Source organism: Sphingobium sp. B10D7B, assembly GCF_025961955.1.
In the GTDB taxonomy this organism is placed as follows: Bacteria; Pseudomonadota; Alphaproteobacteria; order Sphingomonadales; family Sphingomonadaceae; genus Sphingobium.
In genome coordinates this window covers 2,569,293-2,587,462 of the sequence record NZ_JAOQOQ010000001.1, presented here as the reverse complement: position 1 = coordinate 2,587,462, position 18,170 = coordinate 2,569,293, and the positions used below count along the sequence as shown (strand labels likewise).

Genomic DNA, 18,170 nt, shown 5'->3' with positions numbered 1-18,170 from the left:
CCTCTCGCTTGGTCTTTCAAACCATTAGGACCGTATGTATTGCCCGGCGCGAACCCCGGCACAAGCCCAAAGCGGTCCGGCTATTTGCCCAGCACGAAGCGGGCGCCGGCCTCGGCATGGATGGTCGTGCTGTCGTAGATCGGCAGCACATTGGCGTTCACGTCCACGATCAGGTCGAGCTCCGTGCAGGCCAGGACCACGGCCTGCACATCCTCCTTGGCGATGTTGGTCAGCTCGGTCTTCATGTAGCGCTCGGCCTCGCGGGTGATGATGCCGGCAGCCAGTTCGGTATAGACGAGCTTGTCGATGCCCTCGGCCAGATCGGCCTCGGCTGGCAGCAGTGAGACGCCGCCTTCCTGTACCAGATGCTGGCGATAATCCCGGTCGCTCATCACATTGCTGGTGCCGACCAGCGCGACCGATTTCACCTTGTCCGTCTTCAGCCGCGCGCCAATCTCGTCGATGATGTGGATGACCGGCAGGTCCACGCTCGCCCCGATCTGCGGCACCACCTTGTGCAGGCTGTTGGCGCAGATCATCAGCGCTTCCGCACCGGCTGCCTGCAGCCGCTTGGCTGCGCCGACCATGTGGCCGGCCCCGCAATCCCAGTCATTGGCCGAGGCGCAGCGGGCGACATCGGCAAAGTCGAGGCTGTCGATCAGCAGCGTCGCGCTGTGCAGCCCGCCCAGTTCGCGCTGCACGGATCGGTTGATGAGGTCGTAATAGCGGGCCGTGGACGTCCAGGAGATGCCACCGATCAGTCCAAGCTTGCGCATCAAAACTCCATCTTGCGTGTCAGTGCCCGAGCGACTTGACGATCTCTTCGACCATCTTCTTGGCATCGGCGAGCAGCATCATCGTGTTGTCCATGTAGAAGACGTCATTGTCCACCCCCGCATAGCCCACGCCGCCCATGGAGCGCTTCACGAACAGCACGGTCTTGGCATTGGCCACATCGAGGATGGGCATACCATAGATCGGCGAGGACTTGTCCGTCTTGGCCGCGGGATTGGTCACGTCATTGGCGCCGATGACGAAGGCAACGTCGGTCTGCGCGAACTCGCTGTTGATGTCCTCCAGCTCGAACACCTCGTCATAAGGCACATTGGCTTCGGCCAGCAGCACGTTCATATGGCCAGGCATGCGGCCTGCCACCGGGTGGATGGCATATTTGACGCTCACGCCCTCCGCCTTGAGCATGTCGCCCATCTCGCGCAGCGCGTGCTGCGCTTGGGAGACGGCCATGCCGTATCCGGGCACGATGATGACGCTATCCGCCTGCTTCATCAGGAACGCCGCGTCTTCCGCGCTGCCGCGCTTCCACGGGCGCTGCTCCTTGGCCTCGCTATCGCCGCTCGCCGCTTCCGCGCCGAAGCCGCCGGCAATCACGGAAATGAAGCTGCGGTTCATCGCCTTGCACATGATGTAGCTGAGGATCGCGCCCGAGGAGCCGACCAGCGCCCCGGTGATGATCATCGCGCTGTTGCCGAGCGTGAAGCCCATGGCGGCGGCCGCCCAGCCGGAATAGCTGTTCAGCATCGAGACCACGACCGGCATGTCGGCCCCGCCAATGGGGATGATGAGCAGGAAGCCGATGACGAAGGCGAGAACGAGGATGATCCAGAAGTCCATCGGCGCCTGGCTGTGCCAGAAGCCGTAGGTGAAGAAGAGGATCGCCAGCAGCGTGCCGATGTTGATGATGTGGCGCCCCGGCAGCAGGATGGGCTTGCCGCTCATATTGCCGTTGAGCTTGAGGAAGGCGATGACCGAGCCCGAGAAGGTGATCGCGCCGATTGCCACGCCCAGCGCCATCTCGATGCGGCTGACGGCATGGATCGCCCCGGTCAGCTCGTCAGCAATGCCGAAGGACACCGGGCTGAGGAAGGCGGCGACGCCGACCAGCACGGCGGCAAGGCCGACAAGGCTGTGAAAGGCCGCGACGAGCTGCGGCATCGCCGTCATGGCAATCCGCCGCGCGATCACGAAACCGAGCACGCCGCCGATGATGATCGCCACGCCGATGCGCGGCATCGCCACCGCATCATGCGTCGCCACGGTGGTACCCACGGCGATGAACATGCCGAGCATGCCGAAGCGATTGCCGCGCCGGCTGCTCTCCGGGTTGGAGAGGCCGCGCAGCGCCAGAATGAACAGCACGCCTGAAATGAGATAGGCGAGGGCCGCCAGCGGCCCGACAGGCAGGAACGCCAGCATCACTTGCGCTCCTTCTTCTTGTACATCGCCAGCATCCGCTCGGTCACGGCAAAGCCGCCGAAGATGTTGATGGAGGCGAGCACCACACCGATCAGCCCCAGCCATTCAGCCAGCGGATTGCCAGCCTCCGCCGCCGCGATGAGCGCGCCGACGATGATGACAGAGGAAATCGCGTTGGTCACCGCCATCAGCGGCGTATGCAGCGCAGGCGTGACCGACCACACGACATAATAGCCGACGAAGCAGGCCAGCACGAAGATCGAAAGAACTGCAATGAAGTCCATGATTCTGGTCCCCTCCCATGGAGACTAGGTGCTGCTTGTCTGCAGCCTCTCGTTCACCACCTTGCCGCCCTGGGTGATGCGGATGCCTTTCACGATCTCGTCGTCATCCGGCAGCACCGGCGCATTGGCGTCCTTGTCCCAATAAGCGGACAGGAAATTATAGAGATTGCGCGCGAACAGCGCCGAGGTGTCCGCCGCGAGGCGCGAGGGCATGTTGCGGTGGCCGACGATCTTCACCCCATGGCGCAGGGCGATTTCGCCTGGCACCGCGCCCTCGACATTGCCGCCCTGCTCGACAGCCAGATCCACGATCACGCTGCCCGGCTTCATCGTCGCGATCTGCGCGTCCGAGATCAGGCGCGGCGCCGCGCGGCCAGGGATCAGCGCGGTGGTGATCACGATGTCCTGCTTGGCGATATGACTGGAGACCAGCTCGGCCTGCGCCTTCTGATATTCCGGCGACATTTCGGTGGCATAGCCGCCGCTGCCTTCGCCCTCGATGCCCTTCACCGCATCGACGAAGATCGGCTTGGCGCCGAGCGATTCGATCTGTTCCTTGGTCGCGGCGCGCACGTCCGTCGCGCTCACCTGCGCGCCGAGCCGGCGGGCGGTGGCGATGGCCTGCAGGCCTGCGACGCCCACACCCATCACGAAGACGCGTGCGGCGGACACGGTGCCGGCCGCCGTCATCATCATCGGGAAGGCGCGGCCATATTCGGCGGCGGCGTCCAGCACCGCCTTGTAGCCCGAGAGGTTGGACTGGGAGGAGAGAATGTCCATGCTCTGCGCGCGGGTGATGCGCGGCATGAACTCCATGGCCAGCGCTTCCAGCCCGGCGGCCGCATAACGATCGATCCGCGCGCGCTCGCCAAATGGGTTGAGCGATCCGACCAGCCATGCCCCCGGCGCCGCGCCCGCAATGCTCTCGGGCTCCGGCCCCTGCACGCACAGGATAATGCCCGCGTTCTGCACGGTGGCGGCCCGGTCGGTCACCGTGGCGCCAGCGGCCTCATACTCGGCATCGGAGACGCTGGCAGAAAGGCCCGCCCCCGTTTCCACCGCCAGCTCCGCACCGAGCGCCTTGAACTTGCGGACGGTTTCGGGCGACGCGGCCACGCGCCGCTCGCCAGCGGCGGTCTCGCGAATGACGGCGATTTTCATGAACATCCCCCCGTTCGGAGGGATCAGGCGATGATCATGATGACGATGAGCGCGGCGATTGCGCTGAGAATCGTGCCCCACTTCATCAGCGTCACGAAGCCGCTGTAGCTGCCGGTTGCCTGATTCATGTCCTGTTCGTGCGCCATGGCTATCCTGTTCCAGATTGTCGTCTTCGCAATGTCCTAGCGGCATTATTTGGCGGCCTCAAGCAGCTTGCCGCAAAGACAGGTCGGCTTAACAGCCTCTTTACCCCCTCTCTTTAATTCCGTCGGCTGCAACGAGCGGAAGAGAGCATGACCGATCCCGAAAATCCTGTTCTGCTGCTGGTCGATGATGAGCCGGCGCAGCGCCGACTCAATATTGCCATGGCCCATCGGGCGGGCTGGCGCGCGATGAGCGCGAGCACGGCGGAGGATGCGCTCGAGGTGCTCGATTCCCGTGAAGGCGCGCGCATCAATGCCGTGATGATCGACGACTGGACGCAGGAAGGCGAGGCCAGCGACCTCATCCGTGCCATCGGCGTCCGTCGCCCGCAATTGCCGGTTCTGGTCATCACCGCCAATGGCTCTGCCGAGCGGGCGGTGGATGCGATGCGGGCCGGCGCGCATGATTTCCTCATCAAGCCGATCGCGCCGGACAGTTTCCTGAGCGCGCTGCAGGCTGCGCTCAACCATGCCGGTAGTGCGGGCGAATTGCGTCCGCTGACCGAGAAGAACCGGACGCCGCTCGGCTTCGACGAGATCGTCGGCTCCTCGCCCACCTTCCGCTCTGCGCTCGCCATCGCCGCCAAGGCGGCGCGTGCCCGCGTGCCCATCCTCATCGAGGGGGAAAGCGGTGTCGGCAAGGAAGTCATCGCCCACGCCATCCACGCCGCCAGTCCGCGCGCCCGCGCGCCGATGGTCACGGTCAATTGCGGCGCGATTCCGTCGAATCTGGTCGAATCGGACCTGTTTGGCCACGAACGCGGCGCCTTTACTGGCGCGTTCGATCGGCATGTCGGCAAGTTCAGCACTGCCAATGGCGGCACGATCTTTCTCGATGAGATCAGCGAATTGCCGCTCGATGCGCAGGTCAAGCTGCTGCGCGTGCTCCAGGATGGCGAGATCCAGCCGGTCGGCGCGCGCCTGCCCAGTCAGGTCGATGTCCGCGTGATCGCGGCGACCAACAAGCGGCTGCTCGACGAGGTGGAGGCGGGGCGTTTCCGCGAAGACCTTTATTACCGCCTCAACGTCGTCCAGCTGACCATTCCGCCGCTGCGGGATCGTCGCGGTGATATTCCCGCGCTGGCGCGTCATCTGCTGGAGCGGGTTGTCGCGCAGCCGGGGATGCGCAGCCTCGGCATCACCAATGAGGCGATCAACCTGCTCGCCCTGCACGATTGGCCGGGCAATGTCCGTCAGTTGCACAACACGCTCTTCCGCGCGGCTGTGCTGTGCGAGGGGGATGCCCTCACGGCGGCGGATTTCCCGCAACTCTCCGGCAAGCTCAACCAGAGCGAGCCGGTGCGGCGCGAGAACGGGCAGGTCACGCCCATGGTCCGCAACGCGCAGGAGAGCGGCATTGGCATCACGCTCTACGAGCCGAACGGCCATTTGCGCGCGCTGGCCGATATCGAGGCCGACGTCATTCGCCTCGCCATCGGCCATTATCGCGGCCGCATGACGGAAGTGGCGCGTCGCCTCGGCATCGGCCGCTCGACGCTGTATCGCAAGCTCGCGGAACTGGGCATCGATACCGCGGCCTGAGCGGCACCGTTTTAAGTCTGCACTGGTAAGATCGGCGGCATAGCCTTCACCGTCATTCCCGCATTCGCGGGAATGACGAAAGGGGAGGTTTGCGGCAGCCTTCCAAGTTCCTCCCCATGCTCGCATGGGGAGGGGGACCGTTTGCGTAGCAAATGGTGGAGGGGCGGATGCGCAGCGTTGGATTTTGACCCCTCCACCACCAGCTTTGCCGGCGGTCCCCCTCCCCGAGCAGGCTCAGGGGAGGATCTGGGTTTGTCTGCAGACGTCACTCAGCCGGGGATTGCACGGCCGGCGCGAGCCTAGCCGTCGCGAGCTTACCCGTCGCTGTCGCGCTCGATGTCGGCGCCGACCGCGCTCAGTTTCTCTTCCAGCCGCTCATAGCCCCGGTCGAGATGGTAGACGCGGCTCACCACCGTCTCGCCTTGTGCGGCGAGGCCGGCGAGGATCAGGCTCATCGAGGCGCGCAGGTCGGTCGCCATCACGGGGGCGCCGGTCAGCTTCTCGACACCGCGCACCACGGCGGTGCGGCCATTCACGGTGATATCGGCACCCATGCGGGCGAGCTCGGGCACGTGCATGTAGCGGTTCTCGAAGATCGTTTCGGTGAGCACGCTCGCGCCACCGGCCAGTGTCAGCATCGCCATGAATTGCGCCTGCATGTCGGTGGGGAAGCCGGGATGCGGCGCCGTGGTCAGCGTCAGCGGCTTCAGCGGGCCATCGGCCGCGACCTTGATGCCGGTCTTGCTTTCCTCAATGTGGACGCCGGCATCGCGCAGGCCCTTGAGGATCGCGTGCATGTCATCGGCATTGGCGCCGATCAGATCCAGCTCCCCGCCGGTGATCGCGGCGGCGCAGGCATAGCTGCCGGCCTCGATGCGGTCTGCCATCACCCGATAGGTGGTGCCATAGAGGCGCTGCTTGCCGTGGATGACGATCCGGTCCGTGCCGACGCCCTCGATCTCGCAGCCCATGGCGACGAGCAGGCCGCACAGGTCGACAATCTCCGGCTCGCGCGCCGCATTCTCGATGATCGTCTCGCCATTGGCGAGCGCGGCCGCCATCAGCGTGTTCTCGGTCGCGCCGACGGAGGGGAAGGGCAGGGTAACGAGCGCGCCCTTGAGGCCGCCATCCGGCGCAATGGCGCGGACATAGCCATTGGCCATCTCGATCGTCGCACCGAGCGTCTCGAACGCGCGCAGGTGGAAGTCGATGGGGCGATTGCCGATGGCGCAGCCGCCGGGCAGCGAAACGGTCGCCTCGCCGGTGCGGGCGAGCAGCGGCCCCAGCACGACGATGGAGGCGCGCATCTTGCGCACGATGTCATAGGGCGCGACCGATGAGGTGACGCGCGCGGCCTTGAGCGTCATCACCCGGCCGAAATCTTCCTGCCGCGATCCCTCGATGGTGGTCGAGACGCCAAGCTGGTTGAGCAGATGGCCAAAGCTGTCCACGTCCGCCAGACGGGGCAGGTTGCGCAGGGTCACCGGCTCCTCGGTCAGCAGCGCGCAAGGCAGCAGCGTCAGCGCGGCGTTCTTCGCGCCGGAGATCGGGAGTTTGCCGGAGAGCGGCTTGCCGCCGCGGATGAGGATACGGTCCATCGCGGCTTCTTAGCGGCTCCAGAGCCGCGTGCAAGGGGCAGGCGGAGACGGGGTCCTGGCTCAGGCCAGCAGTTCCACATCCCAGTAGAGCCAGTCGTGCCAGCTCTCGTGCAGATGGTTGGGCGGGAAGGCGCGGCCATGGTCCTGCAACTGCCAGGTCGTCGGCCGGATCGGCAATTGGCGCAGCGGCATATGCGCCTCGCGCGGGGTGCGCCCGCCTTTCTTGAGGTTGCACGGCGAGCAGGCGGTGGCGACATTCTCCCAGGTCGTGCGGCCCCCGGCGCGGCGTGGCACGACGTGATCGAAGGTGAGATCCTTGGTCGATCCGCAATATTGGCAGGAGAATTTGTCGCGCAGGAAGAGGTTGAACCGGGTGAAGGCGGGATGCTCGCTCGGCCGCACATATTGCTTTAGCGCGATCACCGACGGGATTTGCATCTGGAAACTCGGCGAATGAACTTCCTGCTCATAGCTGGAGACGATGTCCACCCGATCCAAAAAAACCGCCTTGATGGCGGTTTGCCAGGGCCAGAGGCTCAGCGGATAATAAGAAAGCGGGGTGTAATCGGCGTTCAACACGAGCGCCGGGCAATTTTCTGGATGGCGTATTCGATCGGGATGATACATGCGCGCTCTTGCCCCTTTCGTTTCGCCGCACTCTCTCCAAGAGAAGCGTGACGTGCATATGACAGCAGAGACGATGAGTCTTCGTCAAGGCCTTGTATGATGGAAAACGACTCTCCACGACATGTGGTGACCCGTTTCGCGCCCAGCCCGACCGGGCGCCTGCACATCGGCCATGGCTGGTCGGCGCTGCAGGCCCATGACTTCGCGCGGGAAAATGACGGCACCTTCCTGCTGCGCATCGAGGATACCGACGTCACCCGCTGCCGGCCCGAATTCACCGAGGGTATTTACGAAGACCTGCGCTGGCTCGGCATCGGCTGGGATGGGTTGGTGATCCAATCCGCGCGGTTCGATGCCTATGAAGAGGCGCTGGACCGACTCAAGGCAACGGGCGTCGTCTACCCCTGCTTCTGCACGCGCGGGGATATCGCGCGGGAACTGGCCGCAAGCCTCCACGCCCCGCATGGCGCCGACGGGCCGCTCTATCCCGGCACCTGCCGCGCGCTGTCGCCGGACGAGCGCGCGGCACGGATCGCGGCGGGCGATCCGCATAGCTGGCGGCTGGACATGGGCGCCGCGCTGGCGCGCACCGGTCCACTGGCCTGGCAGGATGATTTTGCCGGCACCGTCCCCGTCGAGCCGGACGCGTTGGGCGATCTGATCATCAAGGGGCGGGACCGGCCGGCCAGCTATCATCTTGCTGTGGTGGTGGACGATGCGGCGCAGGGCGTCACGCATGTCATTCGGGGGCGGGACGTGTTCGCTTCCACCCACGCCCATCGCACCCTGCAGGCGCTGCTCGGCCTGCCCAGTCCGCGCTACCGGCATCACAGGCTGATCGTGGATGCGGCGGGCAAGCGCCTTGCCAAGCGCGCCGATGGCCTGAGCCTCGCGGAACTGCGCGATCAGGGCCTTTCCGGGCCGGCGCTCGCCGAAGATTTGCGGGCTGGCCGCTTTCCGGTTGGAATCAGGGTCGAAGCCTCCTAAATCGGGGCCACAAGGAGACAAGCTATGGGCAATGCCCTCATGATCATCCTGCTGGTGCTCGCCATGCTAGGCGCACTTTTCATGCTCGTTCGCGGCATCGTGACGTTCCTGCGCACGACCGAGGCGGAGCTGAAAGGCGATGGCACCGGCCCGAGCCAGTCCAGCCTGCGCCAGAATAAGGCGATGATGGGCCGCGTGACCTTCCAGGCGCTCGCGATCCTGATCGTGGCCATTTTGCTGCTGGTCAACAGCGGCCGCTAAGCGGCCTGCATACCCCAAATGACATGGCCGCCCACCAATAGGCAGGCGGCCATGGGCAAGTGCTGGTCTCAGTAGCTGGTGATCGTCACCTTCTCGATCGTATCGGGGAAATTCAGCGGTCCTGTGCGATCATCGATCAGCGCGTGGCCGATCATCGCTTCGCCGGTCACGATCTTGATGACGCGGGGGATCGATGCTGTTGCTTGCGACTTGCCGTCGACCAGCAGCGAGATCGTCAGTCCTTCGCTCGCCGGGGCGATCTGGGCGGTGATCACATGGTCGCCGGCCCCGAGTGCTTGGGTGCCACGCAGGATCTTGCGTTCCTGTGCGCGGCCCGAGGGGTTGTAGGTAAAGACCGGCACGCCGTTCTCCATCGCGAGCGTATAACCCGCGAACTTCGCGCCCTGGGTCAGAATCGGCCCGCTGACCGCTGAGCCGGTGAGTTTGACACGGGCTTCGGCGGTCCAGTTGGGGTTGAGTTCCGGGAAGGTCACGGCCGGATAGCGGATGTCGCTAGTATAATAAGTGCGTGTCCGCTCCGGCGCGAGGGCGTTGGGGCGATATTTGTAGTTCAGCCGCTCGAAGAAGTCGGCCGAGAGCGGATAGACATGGAACTTCTGGGCCGCCGCCTCGAAGTCCGCCTTCAGTTCGGCCAGCTTGTCGGGATATTGCGCGGCGACATTGCGGGTCTGCGACCAGTCCTCGTTGAGATTATACAACTCCCAGCCGGCCTTGGTCGGGTCGGTCTTGTTCGGTCCCCATGGTTCCCAATTGACCTCGGTGCCGGCGAACCAGCCATCCTTGTAATAGCCGCGGCTCCCCAGCATCTCGAAATACTGCTCACGTCGTTGCGACGGGGCCTTGGGGGCATCGAAACTGTACTTCATCGAAATGCCGTCGATCGGCTGCTGGGCCACACCGTCCACCGTGGCCGGCGGGGTGATCCCCACCACGTCATAGATGGTCGGCGCGATGTCGATGACATGGCTGAACTGGGTGCGGATGCCGCCTTTGTCCTTGATCTTGTCAGGCCAGGAGACGACCATCCCCACACGCAGCCCGCCGAGCTGGGAGGCGACCGTCTTGCCCCATGGGTAGGGCGTGTTGAGCGCATAGCCCCAGCCGACCGGGTAGTTGCCGAAGCTCTCCTCCGTACCGAACTTGTCCTTCTGCGGCAGCAGCGTCTCGGGCGTTTCCTTGATGCCGGCGAACTGCGAGTAAGCGTTGATCGAGCCGTACATGTTGTGCAGCGCCGCGCCGTTATCGCCGTTGATGAAGATCACTAGCGTGTTGTCCAACTCGCCATCCTGACGCACCCGCTCGATCACGCGACCCAGTTGATTGTCGAAGAAGGCAAGCTGCGCGGCGGCCACTTCCATCATATGCGCGTAAAGCGCCTTCTGATCGGCAGGCAGGCTATCCCAGCGCGGCACGCCGGGCAGGGGCGGCGCCATGCGGGCGTCCTTGGGGATGATGCCCATGGCTTTCTGACGCGCGAAAATCTGGTCGCGCATCTTGTCCCAGCCCATGTCGAACTTGCCCTTGAACTTGGCCACCCAATCGGCCGGGGCCTGCTGCGGACCGTGCATGGCGCCGGGCGCGACATACAGGAAGAAGGGCTTGTTCGGGTCCTGCGCCTGCTGCGCGCCCAGCCAGCCCAGCATCTTGTCGGTCATATCGCGGTCGAAGATATAATTATCGTCCGTCCGGTCGCGCCGCACGGGGTTGATATTCTCGACAATGGTCGGGTTGAACTGATCGGCACCCGCGCCGTTGAACCCGTAGAAATAATCGAAGCCCAGGCCGATCGGCCAGCGCTTGAACGGACCCATCGGCCCGGTCTCCCAGTCGGGGATATTATGGTTCTTGCCGAACCACGACGTGTCATAGCCATTATCGCGCAGCACACGGCCCAGCGTCGCGGCGCTGTCCGGCATCACGGAGGTATAGCCCGGCGCATCGATCGATACGTTGGAGATCGATGCATTGCCGACGGCATGGTGGTTGCGGCCGGTGAGCAATGCGGCGCGCGTCGGCGAGCACATGGCGGTGGTGTGGAAGCGCGTGTAGCGCAGGCCGGAGGCAGCGAGACTGTCGAACACCGGCGTCGGAATGGGGCCGCCATAAGAGGTGGAGGCGCTGAAGCCCACATCGTCCATAAGGACGAGGATGATATTGGGGGCACCCTTGGGGGCTTTGGTCGGCTGCGGATAGTAGGTCCAGTCAGGGCCGACCGGCGGCGAGGCCTGCTGCGAGTTGGCGCCTTGTTGCGCCGTCGCGGCGGAAAGCCCAAGGCCCGCACATGCCGCGATAATCAGCCGGCTGGCGCCACGCCACGCGGCTTTTGACGCCATTTTTCTCGAATAGCTCATCGTTCCTCTCCCTATTTTGAACCACCTTGTCATGCGGAGAGGCAGGTAGAAGCAACGGCCTGCGAGGCTATAAGTTATAGCCACTCGCTAATAGGATTAGGGCAGGACGGATGAAGCTTGGCGTCGATGTCAGGCCGGAAACAGGCCCGGCGCGACACCCTTGAACCGCGTCTCGATCTCGAACAGGGCGCCATCATAGTCGGACGGAGGCAGGCCGGTCGCCGCAGAGGTGACGAACATTCTGTCGAGCCGTTCACCGGCAAAGGCGATATTGGTGATCTGGGAGGCGGGTAGCGCAATGCTGTGATCCAGCGTGCCATCGGGGCGGAAGCGGCTCACCCGGCCGGCGCCCCAATGAGCGACCCACAGCCCGTCCTCGGCATCGACAGTCATGCCGTCCGGCCCGCCGTCTCCCTCGCCGAAGCGGATGAAGATCTCGCGGTCGGTAATGCCGCCATCGGGCGTGCGCGCGAACCGGTAGATGAGGCCGCGCATGGTGTCGGTATGGTAGAGCCAGCGGCCGCAGGTTGAGAAGGCAGGGCCATTGGTGACGGTGTAGCCGCTGTCCATTGGCGTCCAGCGACCATCCGGTGTGAACCGGTAGAGCGTGCCGGTCTCGCCCTCGATCCGGCTGTGCATGGTTCCGCACCAGATTGTCCCGCTGGCGTCGGCCTTGCCGTCGTTCATGCGATTGTCTGGCAGATGCGGCTCGGGGTTGCCGATCGGCTCGATGATCAGCGGATCGAGCGAGAGCCGCGCAAAGCCGCTCGCGAACCCGGCAATGAAACCGCCCTGATCGCGCTCGACCACCCAGCCCAGCCGCTCGGGCATCGCCCAGCGGTCGACCGTGCCATCGGCGAGCGAGAGCCTGTTGAGAGCCGGCGCGAGAATGTCCGTCCAGTAGAGCGCGTTGTCGCGCGCGCTCCACAGCGTCCCCTCGCCCAGCTCGTCGCGCACGTCGCGCTCGACGATCCGCCAGCCCGTCATCCTGCTGCCCTTTCGGCCTTAGTGATTGTCGCGCGGCAGGCCCTGGGTTTGGGCGATGCGCTGGAACTGCTCGCTGCCTTCCAGAATCGCGCCCTTGTCCAGCTGCCCGACAAGCGAACGCTGGATGTCCTGCCATGGGGTCTGGGACGCGGGATAGGCATAGCCACCCTTGGCTATCAGGGCTTCACGGCGCTCGGCAAGCTCCGCGTCGGCGATCAGCACATCCACCGTGCAGGCATTCAGGTCCATGCGCACCCGGTCACCGTCGCGCAACAGGGCGAGACCGCCCATGGCCGCCGCTTCCGGGCTGGCATTGAGGATCGACGGGCTGGCACTGGTGCCGGACTGGCGCCCGTCGCCGATGCAGGGCAGGGCGCTGATTCCTTCCGTAATGAGATAGGCCGGCGGCCGCATGTTCACCACCTCCGCCGCGCCGGGATAGCCGATGGGGCCGGCGCCGCGCATGAAGAGAAGCGTGTTCTCGGTAATGCCGGTGGCCGGATCATCGATGCGCTTGTGATAATCCTCCGGGCCGTCGAACACGATGGCGGGGCCTTCGAACACGCCCGGTGCGTCCGGGTTGGAGAGGTAGCGGTCGCGAAACTCCTGGCTGATCACGCTGGTCTTCATGATCGCGGCATCGAACAGATTGCCGCTCATCACCAGAAAGCCGGCGTCCTCGACCAGCGGCTGCTCGAACGGATGGATGACGCGCTCGTCCATGATCCGCGCATCCCGGCAATTGTCGCCCATGCTGGCGCCGTTCACGGTCAGCGCGCCTTCGCGGATCAGGCCGTGGCGGATGAGCTGCGCGACCACGGCGGGCACGCCGCCGGCGCGATAATAATCCTCGCCCAGATATTCGCCGGCCGGCTGGAGGTTGACCAGCAGCGGCACCTTGTGGCCGAGCCGCTCCCAATCCTTGAGCGGCAGATCGACGCCGATATGGCGCGCAACCGCCGCGAGGTGGATGGGCGCATTGGTCGAGCCGCCGATGGCCGAATTCACCACGATGGCATTGTGGAAGGCGTCGAGCGTCAGAATGTCCGAGGGCTTGAGGTCTTCCGCCACCATCTCGACAATGCGCTTGCCGGTGCGCCAGGCGACTTCCTGCCGGTCGCGATAGGGCGCCGGAATGGCGGCGGAGCCGGGCAGCATCATGCCCAGCGCCTCGGCAAGGCTGTTCATGGTCGTCGCCGTGCCCATGGTGTTGCAATAACCGGTCGAGGGGGCCGAGGAGGCGACGAGCTTGATGAAGCCCTCATCGTCGATTTCGCCGGCGGCGAGCATCTGCCGCGCTTTCCACACGATGGTGCCGGATCCGGTGCGCTCGCCCTCATGCCAGCCGTTCAGCATCGGGCCGACGGAGAGCGCAATGGCCGGAATGTTCACCGTGGCGGCGGCCATCAGTGCGGCGGGCGTGGTCTTGTCGCAGCCGGTGGTCAGCACCACGCCATCGAACGGGTAGCCATAGAGCGCCTCCACCAGCCCGAGATAGGCGAGGTTGCGGTCCAGCCCGGCTGTCGGTCGCTTGCCCGTCTCCTGAATGGGGTGGACGGGGAATTCGATGGCGATGCCGCCGGCCTCGCGAATGCCCTCGCGCACCCGCTCGGCCAGCACGAGATGGTGGCGGTTGCAAGGCGAGAGGTCGCTGCCGGTCTGGGCGATGCCAATGATCGGCTTGCCCGAGCGCAGTTCCTCGAGGCTGAGGCCGAAGTTCAGGTAACGCTCCAGATAGAGCGCCGTCATGTCGATATTGTCTTCATTGTCGAACCATGCGCGCGAGCGCAGGCGCGAGCCTTTGGCGTCTGTCATTTGTGGTGCGTGCCCTGCTGAATTGAAACGCGGTAGATCATGGCATGCCGATAGGGCTTGCCGGGATCGACGCGGGCGGAAATGAAATCGGGATGGTTCGGCGCATCCGGGAATTTCTGCGGTTCGAGCGCGATGCCATCCCCCATGCGATACAGGCGGCTGCTCTTGCCGGGGACTGTGCCATCCAGGAAATTCCCGGCGTAGAATTGCACGCCCGGCTCGGTCGTCAGCACTTCGAGGACGCGCCCGGAGGCGGGGTCTTCAAGGCGGGCGGCCAGTTCGGGCTTGGCCGTCACGCCCTTGTCGAGCGCGAAATTATGGTCATAGCCGCGGCCGGCGCGGATCTGGTCGTCCCGGCCATCGCGAATGTCCTGCGCGATGCGGCGCGGCTTGCGAAAGTCGAACGGCGTGCCGGCCACCGGGCGCAGCTCGCCAGTGGGGATCAGCTTGGCATCGACGGGCGTGAAGGCCTTGGCGGGAATGGTCAGCAACTGGTCGAGCGCGCCGCCGGGTGACTCCTCGCCGGCCATGTTGAACAGCGCATGGTTGGTCATGTTCACGATGGTTGGTTTGTCCGTCCTGGCCTCGAAGGCAATGCCGAGCGCGCCGCTCTCATCCAGCGTGTAAGTGGTGGTGACGTCCAGCTTGCCAGGGTAGCCGGCGTCGCCATCCGGGCTGACATGAGCGAGCACGACACGCGCGGTCGGGCCGCTCTCCACCGAGACGACCTTCCACACGGCGCGATCGAAGCCCTTGCCGCCGCCATGCAGCGAATTGGTCCCGTCATTTTGCGTCAGCTGGTAGGTCTTGCCATCCAGCGCGAACCGGCCATTGGCGATGCGGTTGGCGAACCGCCCGACGGTAACGCCGAGATAATTGGGATGCGCCTCATATTGGGCCGCACTGTCGAACCCGAGCACGACATCAGCCCGCTTGCCGTCGCGCCCGGGGACGAGCAGCGACTGCAGCGTGGCGCCATAAGTGATGATCTTCGCTTCCACGCCTTGCGCGTTCTTGAGCGTGATCGCCTCAATGGCCGTGCCATCGGCGAGGGTGCCGGCAGCCGCACGGTGCGCCTCGGCGGCCTGAACCACGGAAACTGGCATCGCCATCGCCAGCGTTCCGGAGATGATCGCTATCCAATATGCACGTCGCATCCCTGCCCCAATCCTTTTGTCTCTGTCCGCGCTGTGCGGGTTTATAGTCAGACAAATGACGTTGACGCAAGCCGACATTCCGGCGAAAACGCCTCGGTAAAATTGATGAGGGGATGGAGCCGATGGCCGGACCGGCAGGGGTTGCAAATGGGGTGAGCAGGGACAGCGGCGGGGTCAATTACACCCCGGCCCTGGTGCTGTTGGCCAGCCTGTTTTTCATGTGGGGTTTCATCACTGTCATCAACAACACGCTGCTGCCGCATCTGCGCAGCGTGTTCGATCTCAATTATACGCAGACGACCCTAATCGAATCGGTCTGGTTCATCGCCTATTTCGTGGCGTCGATCCCATCTGCCTGGCTGATCAAGCGGATCGGCTACCAGAAATCGCTGGTCGTTGGCTTGCTGGTGATGGCGGCAGGCTCGCTGGGCATGATGCTCGCGGCGAGTCTGCCTTCTTATGGCGTCACCCTCGTCATGCTCTTTGTCATAGCGAGCGGCATCACGCTGCTCCAGGTGGCTGCCAATCCCTATGTTGCGGTGGTCGGATCGCCGGAAACGGCGTCCTCGCGCCTCAATCTCGTGCAGGCCATGAACTCGGCGGGCACCATGTTCGCGCCCTTGTTCGGCGCCTATCTGATCCTCGGGCGCTCCAAGGGCGGCACGGCGGAAGCGGGCGTCGTGCTCACCCAGGCGGAGCGCCTTGCCGATGCGCAATCGGTGATCCTGCCTTATGGCCTCGTCGCGGTCGTGCTGATCGTGCTCGCCATCGTCATTGCGCGCTTTCCGTTGCCCGCCATGGGGTCGGCCGCCAATCGCGCGAGCAATGAGGAGCGCCGCAACCACTCGCTCTGGCGGCACCGCAATCTCGTGTTCGGCGTGCCGGCGATTTTCATCTACCTGATTGCCGAGATCGGCGTCGCCAATCTGTTCGTCAACTTCGTCAGCCAGCCGCACATTGCCAACCTCACCCATGAGCAGGCCGGTCGCTACCTCACCTTCCTGTGGGGCGGGATGATGGTCGGCCGCTTCGTCGGTTCGGCGATCATGCAGAAGATTCCGGCGGAGACAGTGCTGGCGGCCTTCTCCATCGGCGCGTTCGTCGTGATGCTGGTCACGGTCTTCACCACCGGCCCGGCGGCGATGTGGGCCTTGATCCTCGTGGGCTTCTTCCACTCGATCATGTTCCCGACCATCTTCACGCTCGGCATCAAGGGGCTGGGACCGTTGACCGAGGAGGGCTCGGGGCTGCTGATCATGGCAATTGCCGGCGGCGCGCTGGTCATCGTGCAGGGTTGGCTGGCGGACAGCTATGGCCTTCAGATGTCGTTCCTGCTGACGGCGGCGTGCGAACTCTACGTGCTGTTCTATGCGTTGTGGGGTGCGAAGCCGACCAACGCCTTACCCGAGCCGAAGCCGATCGAGGAATAACTCTGACTAAATTGCCTTTGGTTTATCCAGCGGCCGGGGCGAGCGCTTTCATGCGCTCGACCTTGCCGAACAGGAAGAGCAGGCTGAAGGCGGCCGTGAAGCCGCAGCCGGCGAGGAAGATCAGCACCAGCTCGAAAGATTGCGTCTGCTGCAGAATGAAGCCGATCACGATCGGCGTCACGATGGACGACATGTTGCCGAACATGTTGAAGATGCCGCCGCTCAAACCCGCCGCACCGGGTGGCGCGATATCGGACATGACGGCCCACCCCAGCGCGCCGAAGCCCTTGCCGAAAAAGGCGAGGCTCATGAAGATCATGATCATGGTCTGCGCGCTGGTGTAATTGCAGCCGAGAATTGCGAGCGAACCCATCATGCCGGTGACAATGGGGAGTTTGCGGGCCAGCGTCAGGCTATGCCCGCGCTTGAGCAGCCAGTCCGACCACAGGCCGCCCAGCAAGCCGCCGAGAAAGCCGCAGATCGATGGAATGGCGGTCATCAGCCCGGTCTCGATGATCGAGAGGCCACGCTCCTGCACGAGATAGACCGGGAACCAGGTGATGAAGAAATAGGTGAGGGCGTTCACGCAGAATTGGTGGAGATAGAGCCCCCAAAGCGACGGGGCGAGAATGAGGGCGCGGACGTGCCGCGCCGTCTCGCCCTCCGGTCGCCCTGCCGGGTCGGCCTTTTCGATCAAGGCGCCGCCATCGACGATCAGTGCCAGCTCTGCGGGCTGGATGCGCGGGTGACGATGCGGCTCGTGGACGGTGCGCGCCCACGCCATGGCCGCGACCAGCCCGACCCCACCCATGAACAGGAAGACCTCCGGCCAGCCGATGACCCCGATGATCCAGGCCATGATGGGCGCGAACAGGATCGTCGCGCAATATTGCGCGGAGGTGAAAATCGCGGTGGCGCGGCCGCGTTCGCTGGCCGGGAACCAGCTGGCGACGATCCGCGCATTACCGGGGAAGGACGGGGCTTCGGCCAGACCAACGAGGAGCCGGAGCAGAAAGAGCGCGGTGATGGCGGCGGCGCCGGAGAGAAACACCACCAGGCCCTGCGCGGCCGTGAACAGCGACCAGCCCACAATGGCAACGAGATAGACGCGCCGAACGCCAAACCGGTCGAGCAACCATCCGCCGGGGAGCTGCGCCGCGACATAGGACCAGCCAAAGGCCGAGAAGACGATGCCGAGTTGCAGCGGATCGATATCGAGATCGCGCGTCATCAGGGGCGCCGCCAGCGAGAGGATCGCCCGGTCCGCATAATTGATGACGGTGACGCCAAACAGCACGGCGAGGACGCCCCAGCGAAGCCGGCCTGCCAACAGACTCGTGGTTTGACTCATCGCGCCTCTCCCCGCCGGCGCTGTATGTCTGCCCTTCGGAGGCGGATACTGTCTGACAAACAGGGCGGCGGTGGCGGGCGTAAAGCGGATCGTAGACACACGCAAGGCTATCAATCTGGACATTTCTCTGCCCGGCTATTCAAACGTTGGCCGCTAAATGTCCTGCTATTGCGCCGGCCTC

At 64.6% G+C, this 18,170-nt stretch carries 16 protein-coding genes; 4 read left to right on the top strand and 12 right to left on the bottom strand.

Annotated features, from left to right (window positions below):
• Window positions 1–80 precede the first annotated feature (80 nt).
• The 5 genes from M2331_RS12285 to M2331_RS12265 are packed head-to-tail and all read right to left on the bottom strand — an operon-like array spanning window position 81 to window position 3,805.
• Window positions 81–776, bottom strand: a complete 696-nt coding sequence (locus tag M2331_RS12285) for an aspartate/glutamate racemase family protein (RefSeq protein ID WP_181560543.1) — start codon at window positions 774–776, stop codon at window positions 81–83.
• Between the two features lie 19 nt (window positions 777–795).
• Window positions 796–2,214 (bottom strand): NAD(P)(+) transhydrogenase (Re/Si-specific) subunit beta, encoded by a 1,419-nt coding sequence (locus tag M2331_RS12280; RefSeq protein WP_181560542.1) that lies wholly within the window; start codon window positions 2,212–2,214, stop codon window positions 796–798.
• Window positions 2,214–2,498, bottom strand: a complete 285-nt coding sequence (locus M2331_RS12275) for an NAD(P) transhydrogenase subunit alpha (protein WP_181560541.1) — start codon at window positions 2,496–2,498, stop codon at window positions 2,214–2,216. The genes M2331_RS12280 and M2331_RS12275 overlap by 1 nt, the downstream gene beginning before the upstream one ends.
• A 24-nt stretch (window positions 2,499–2,522) precedes the next feature.
• On the bottom strand, window positions 2,523–3,659 hold the full coding sequence (locus M2331_RS12270) for a Re/Si-specific NAD(P)(+) transhydrogenase subunit alpha (protein ID WP_181560540.1): 1,137 nt from the start codon (window positions 3,657–3,659) through the stop codon (window positions 2,523–2,525).
• A gap of 23 nt (window positions 3,660–3,682) precedes the next feature.
• Window positions 3,683–3,805 carry an aa3-type cytochrome c oxidase subunit IV gene (locus M2331_RS12265; protein WP_181560539.1) on the bottom strand — a complete coding sequence of 41 codons (123 nt, stop codon included), beginning with the start codon at window positions 3,803–3,805 and terminating at the stop codon, window positions 3,683–3,685.
• Between the two features lie 147 nt (window positions 3,806–3,952).
• Here M2331_RS12265 and M2331_RS12260 point away from each other — a divergent pair, with 147 nt between their 5' ends.
• A complete protein-coding gene (locus M2331_RS12260; protein ID WP_181560538.1) occupies window positions 3,953–5,404 on the top strand; it encodes a sigma-54-dependent transcriptional regulator in 1,452 nt (483 codons plus the stop codon).
• Window positions 5,405–5,718: 314 nt separating this feature from the next.
• Here M2331_RS12260 and murA read toward each other — a convergent pair whose 3' ends face one another.
• Window positions 5,719–7,002, bottom strand: coding sequence for a UDP-N-acetylglucosamine 1-carboxyvinyltransferase (gene murA / locus M2331_RS12255; RefSeq protein WP_181560537.1), 1,284 nt, complete (start codon window positions 7,000–7,002; stop codon window positions 5,719–5,721).
• Between the two features lie 60 nt (window positions 7,003–7,062).
• Complete coding sequence (locus M2331_RS12250; protein ID WP_181560536.1) at window positions 7,063–7,629, bottom strand: HNH endonuclease; 567 nt, start codon at window positions 7,627–7,629, stop codon at window positions 7,063–7,065.
• A 96-nt stretch (window positions 7,630–7,725) separates the two neighbouring features.
• Here M2331_RS12250 and gluQRS point away from each other — a divergent pair, with 96 nt between their 5' ends.
• Both gluQRS and M2331_RS12240 read left to right on the top strand, forming a co-directional pair.
• Entirely contained in the window at window positions 7,726–8,616 is an 891-nt protein-coding gene (gene gluQRS / locus M2331_RS12245; RefSeq protein WP_181560535.1) for a tRNA glutamyl-Q(34) synthetase GluQRS, read from the top strand.
• Between the two features lie 24 nt (window positions 8,617–8,640).
• A complete protein-coding gene (locus M2331_RS12240) occupies window positions 8,641–8,877 on the top strand; it encodes a twin transmembrane helix small protein (protein ID WP_181560534.1) in 237 nt (78 codons plus the stop codon).
• A 68-nt stretch (window positions 8,878–8,945) separates the two neighbouring features.
• Here M2331_RS12240 and M2331_RS12235 read toward each other — a convergent pair whose 3' ends face one another.
• From M2331_RS12235 to M2331_RS12220, 4 genes are all read right to left on the bottom strand, one after another.
• The gene (locus M2331_RS12235; RefSeq protein ID WP_181560533.1) at window positions 8,946–11,249 is read right to left on the bottom strand and encodes an arylsulfatase; all 2,304 of its coding nucleotides are present in this window, start codon (window positions 11,247–11,249) and stop codon (window positions 8,946–8,948) included.
• Window positions 11,250–11,378: 129 nt separating this feature from the next.
• Window positions 11,379–12,236, bottom strand: a complete 858-nt coding sequence (locus M2331_RS12230) for an SMP-30/gluconolactonase/LRE family protein (RefSeq protein WP_181560532.1) — start codon at window positions 12,234–12,236, stop codon at window positions 11,379–11,381.
• 18 nt (window positions 12,237–12,254) lie between these two features.
• Entirely contained in the window at window positions 12,255–14,051 is a 1,797-nt protein-coding gene (locus tag M2331_RS12225) for an IlvD/Edd family dehydratase (RefSeq protein ID WP_181560531.1), read from the bottom strand.
• Window positions 14,048–15,163 carry an aldose epimerase family protein gene (locus M2331_RS12220; RefSeq protein WP_264592379.1) on the bottom strand — a complete coding sequence of 372 codons (1,116 nt, stop codon included), beginning with the start codon at window positions 15,161–15,163 and terminating at the stop codon, window positions 14,048–14,050. The genes M2331_RS12225 and M2331_RS12220 overlap by 4 nt, the downstream gene beginning before the upstream one ends.
• Window positions 15,164–15,330: 167 nt before the next feature.
• Here M2331_RS12220 and M2331_RS12215 point away from each other — a divergent pair, with 167 nt between their 5' ends.
• A complete protein-coding gene (locus M2331_RS12215) occupies window positions 15,331–16,638 on the top strand; it encodes a sugar MFS transporter (protein WP_181560529.1) in 1,308 nt (435 codons plus the stop codon).
• Window positions 16,639–16,660: 22 nt separating this feature from the next.
• Here the strand turns inward: M2331_RS12215 and M2331_RS12210 are convergent, their stop codons facing one another.
• On the bottom strand, window positions 16,661–17,989 hold the full coding sequence (locus M2331_RS12210; RefSeq protein WP_181560528.1) for an MFS transporter: 1,329 nt from the start codon (window positions 17,987–17,989) through the stop codon (window positions 16,661–16,663).
• Between the last annotated feature and the right edge of the window lie 181 nt (window positions 17,990–18,170).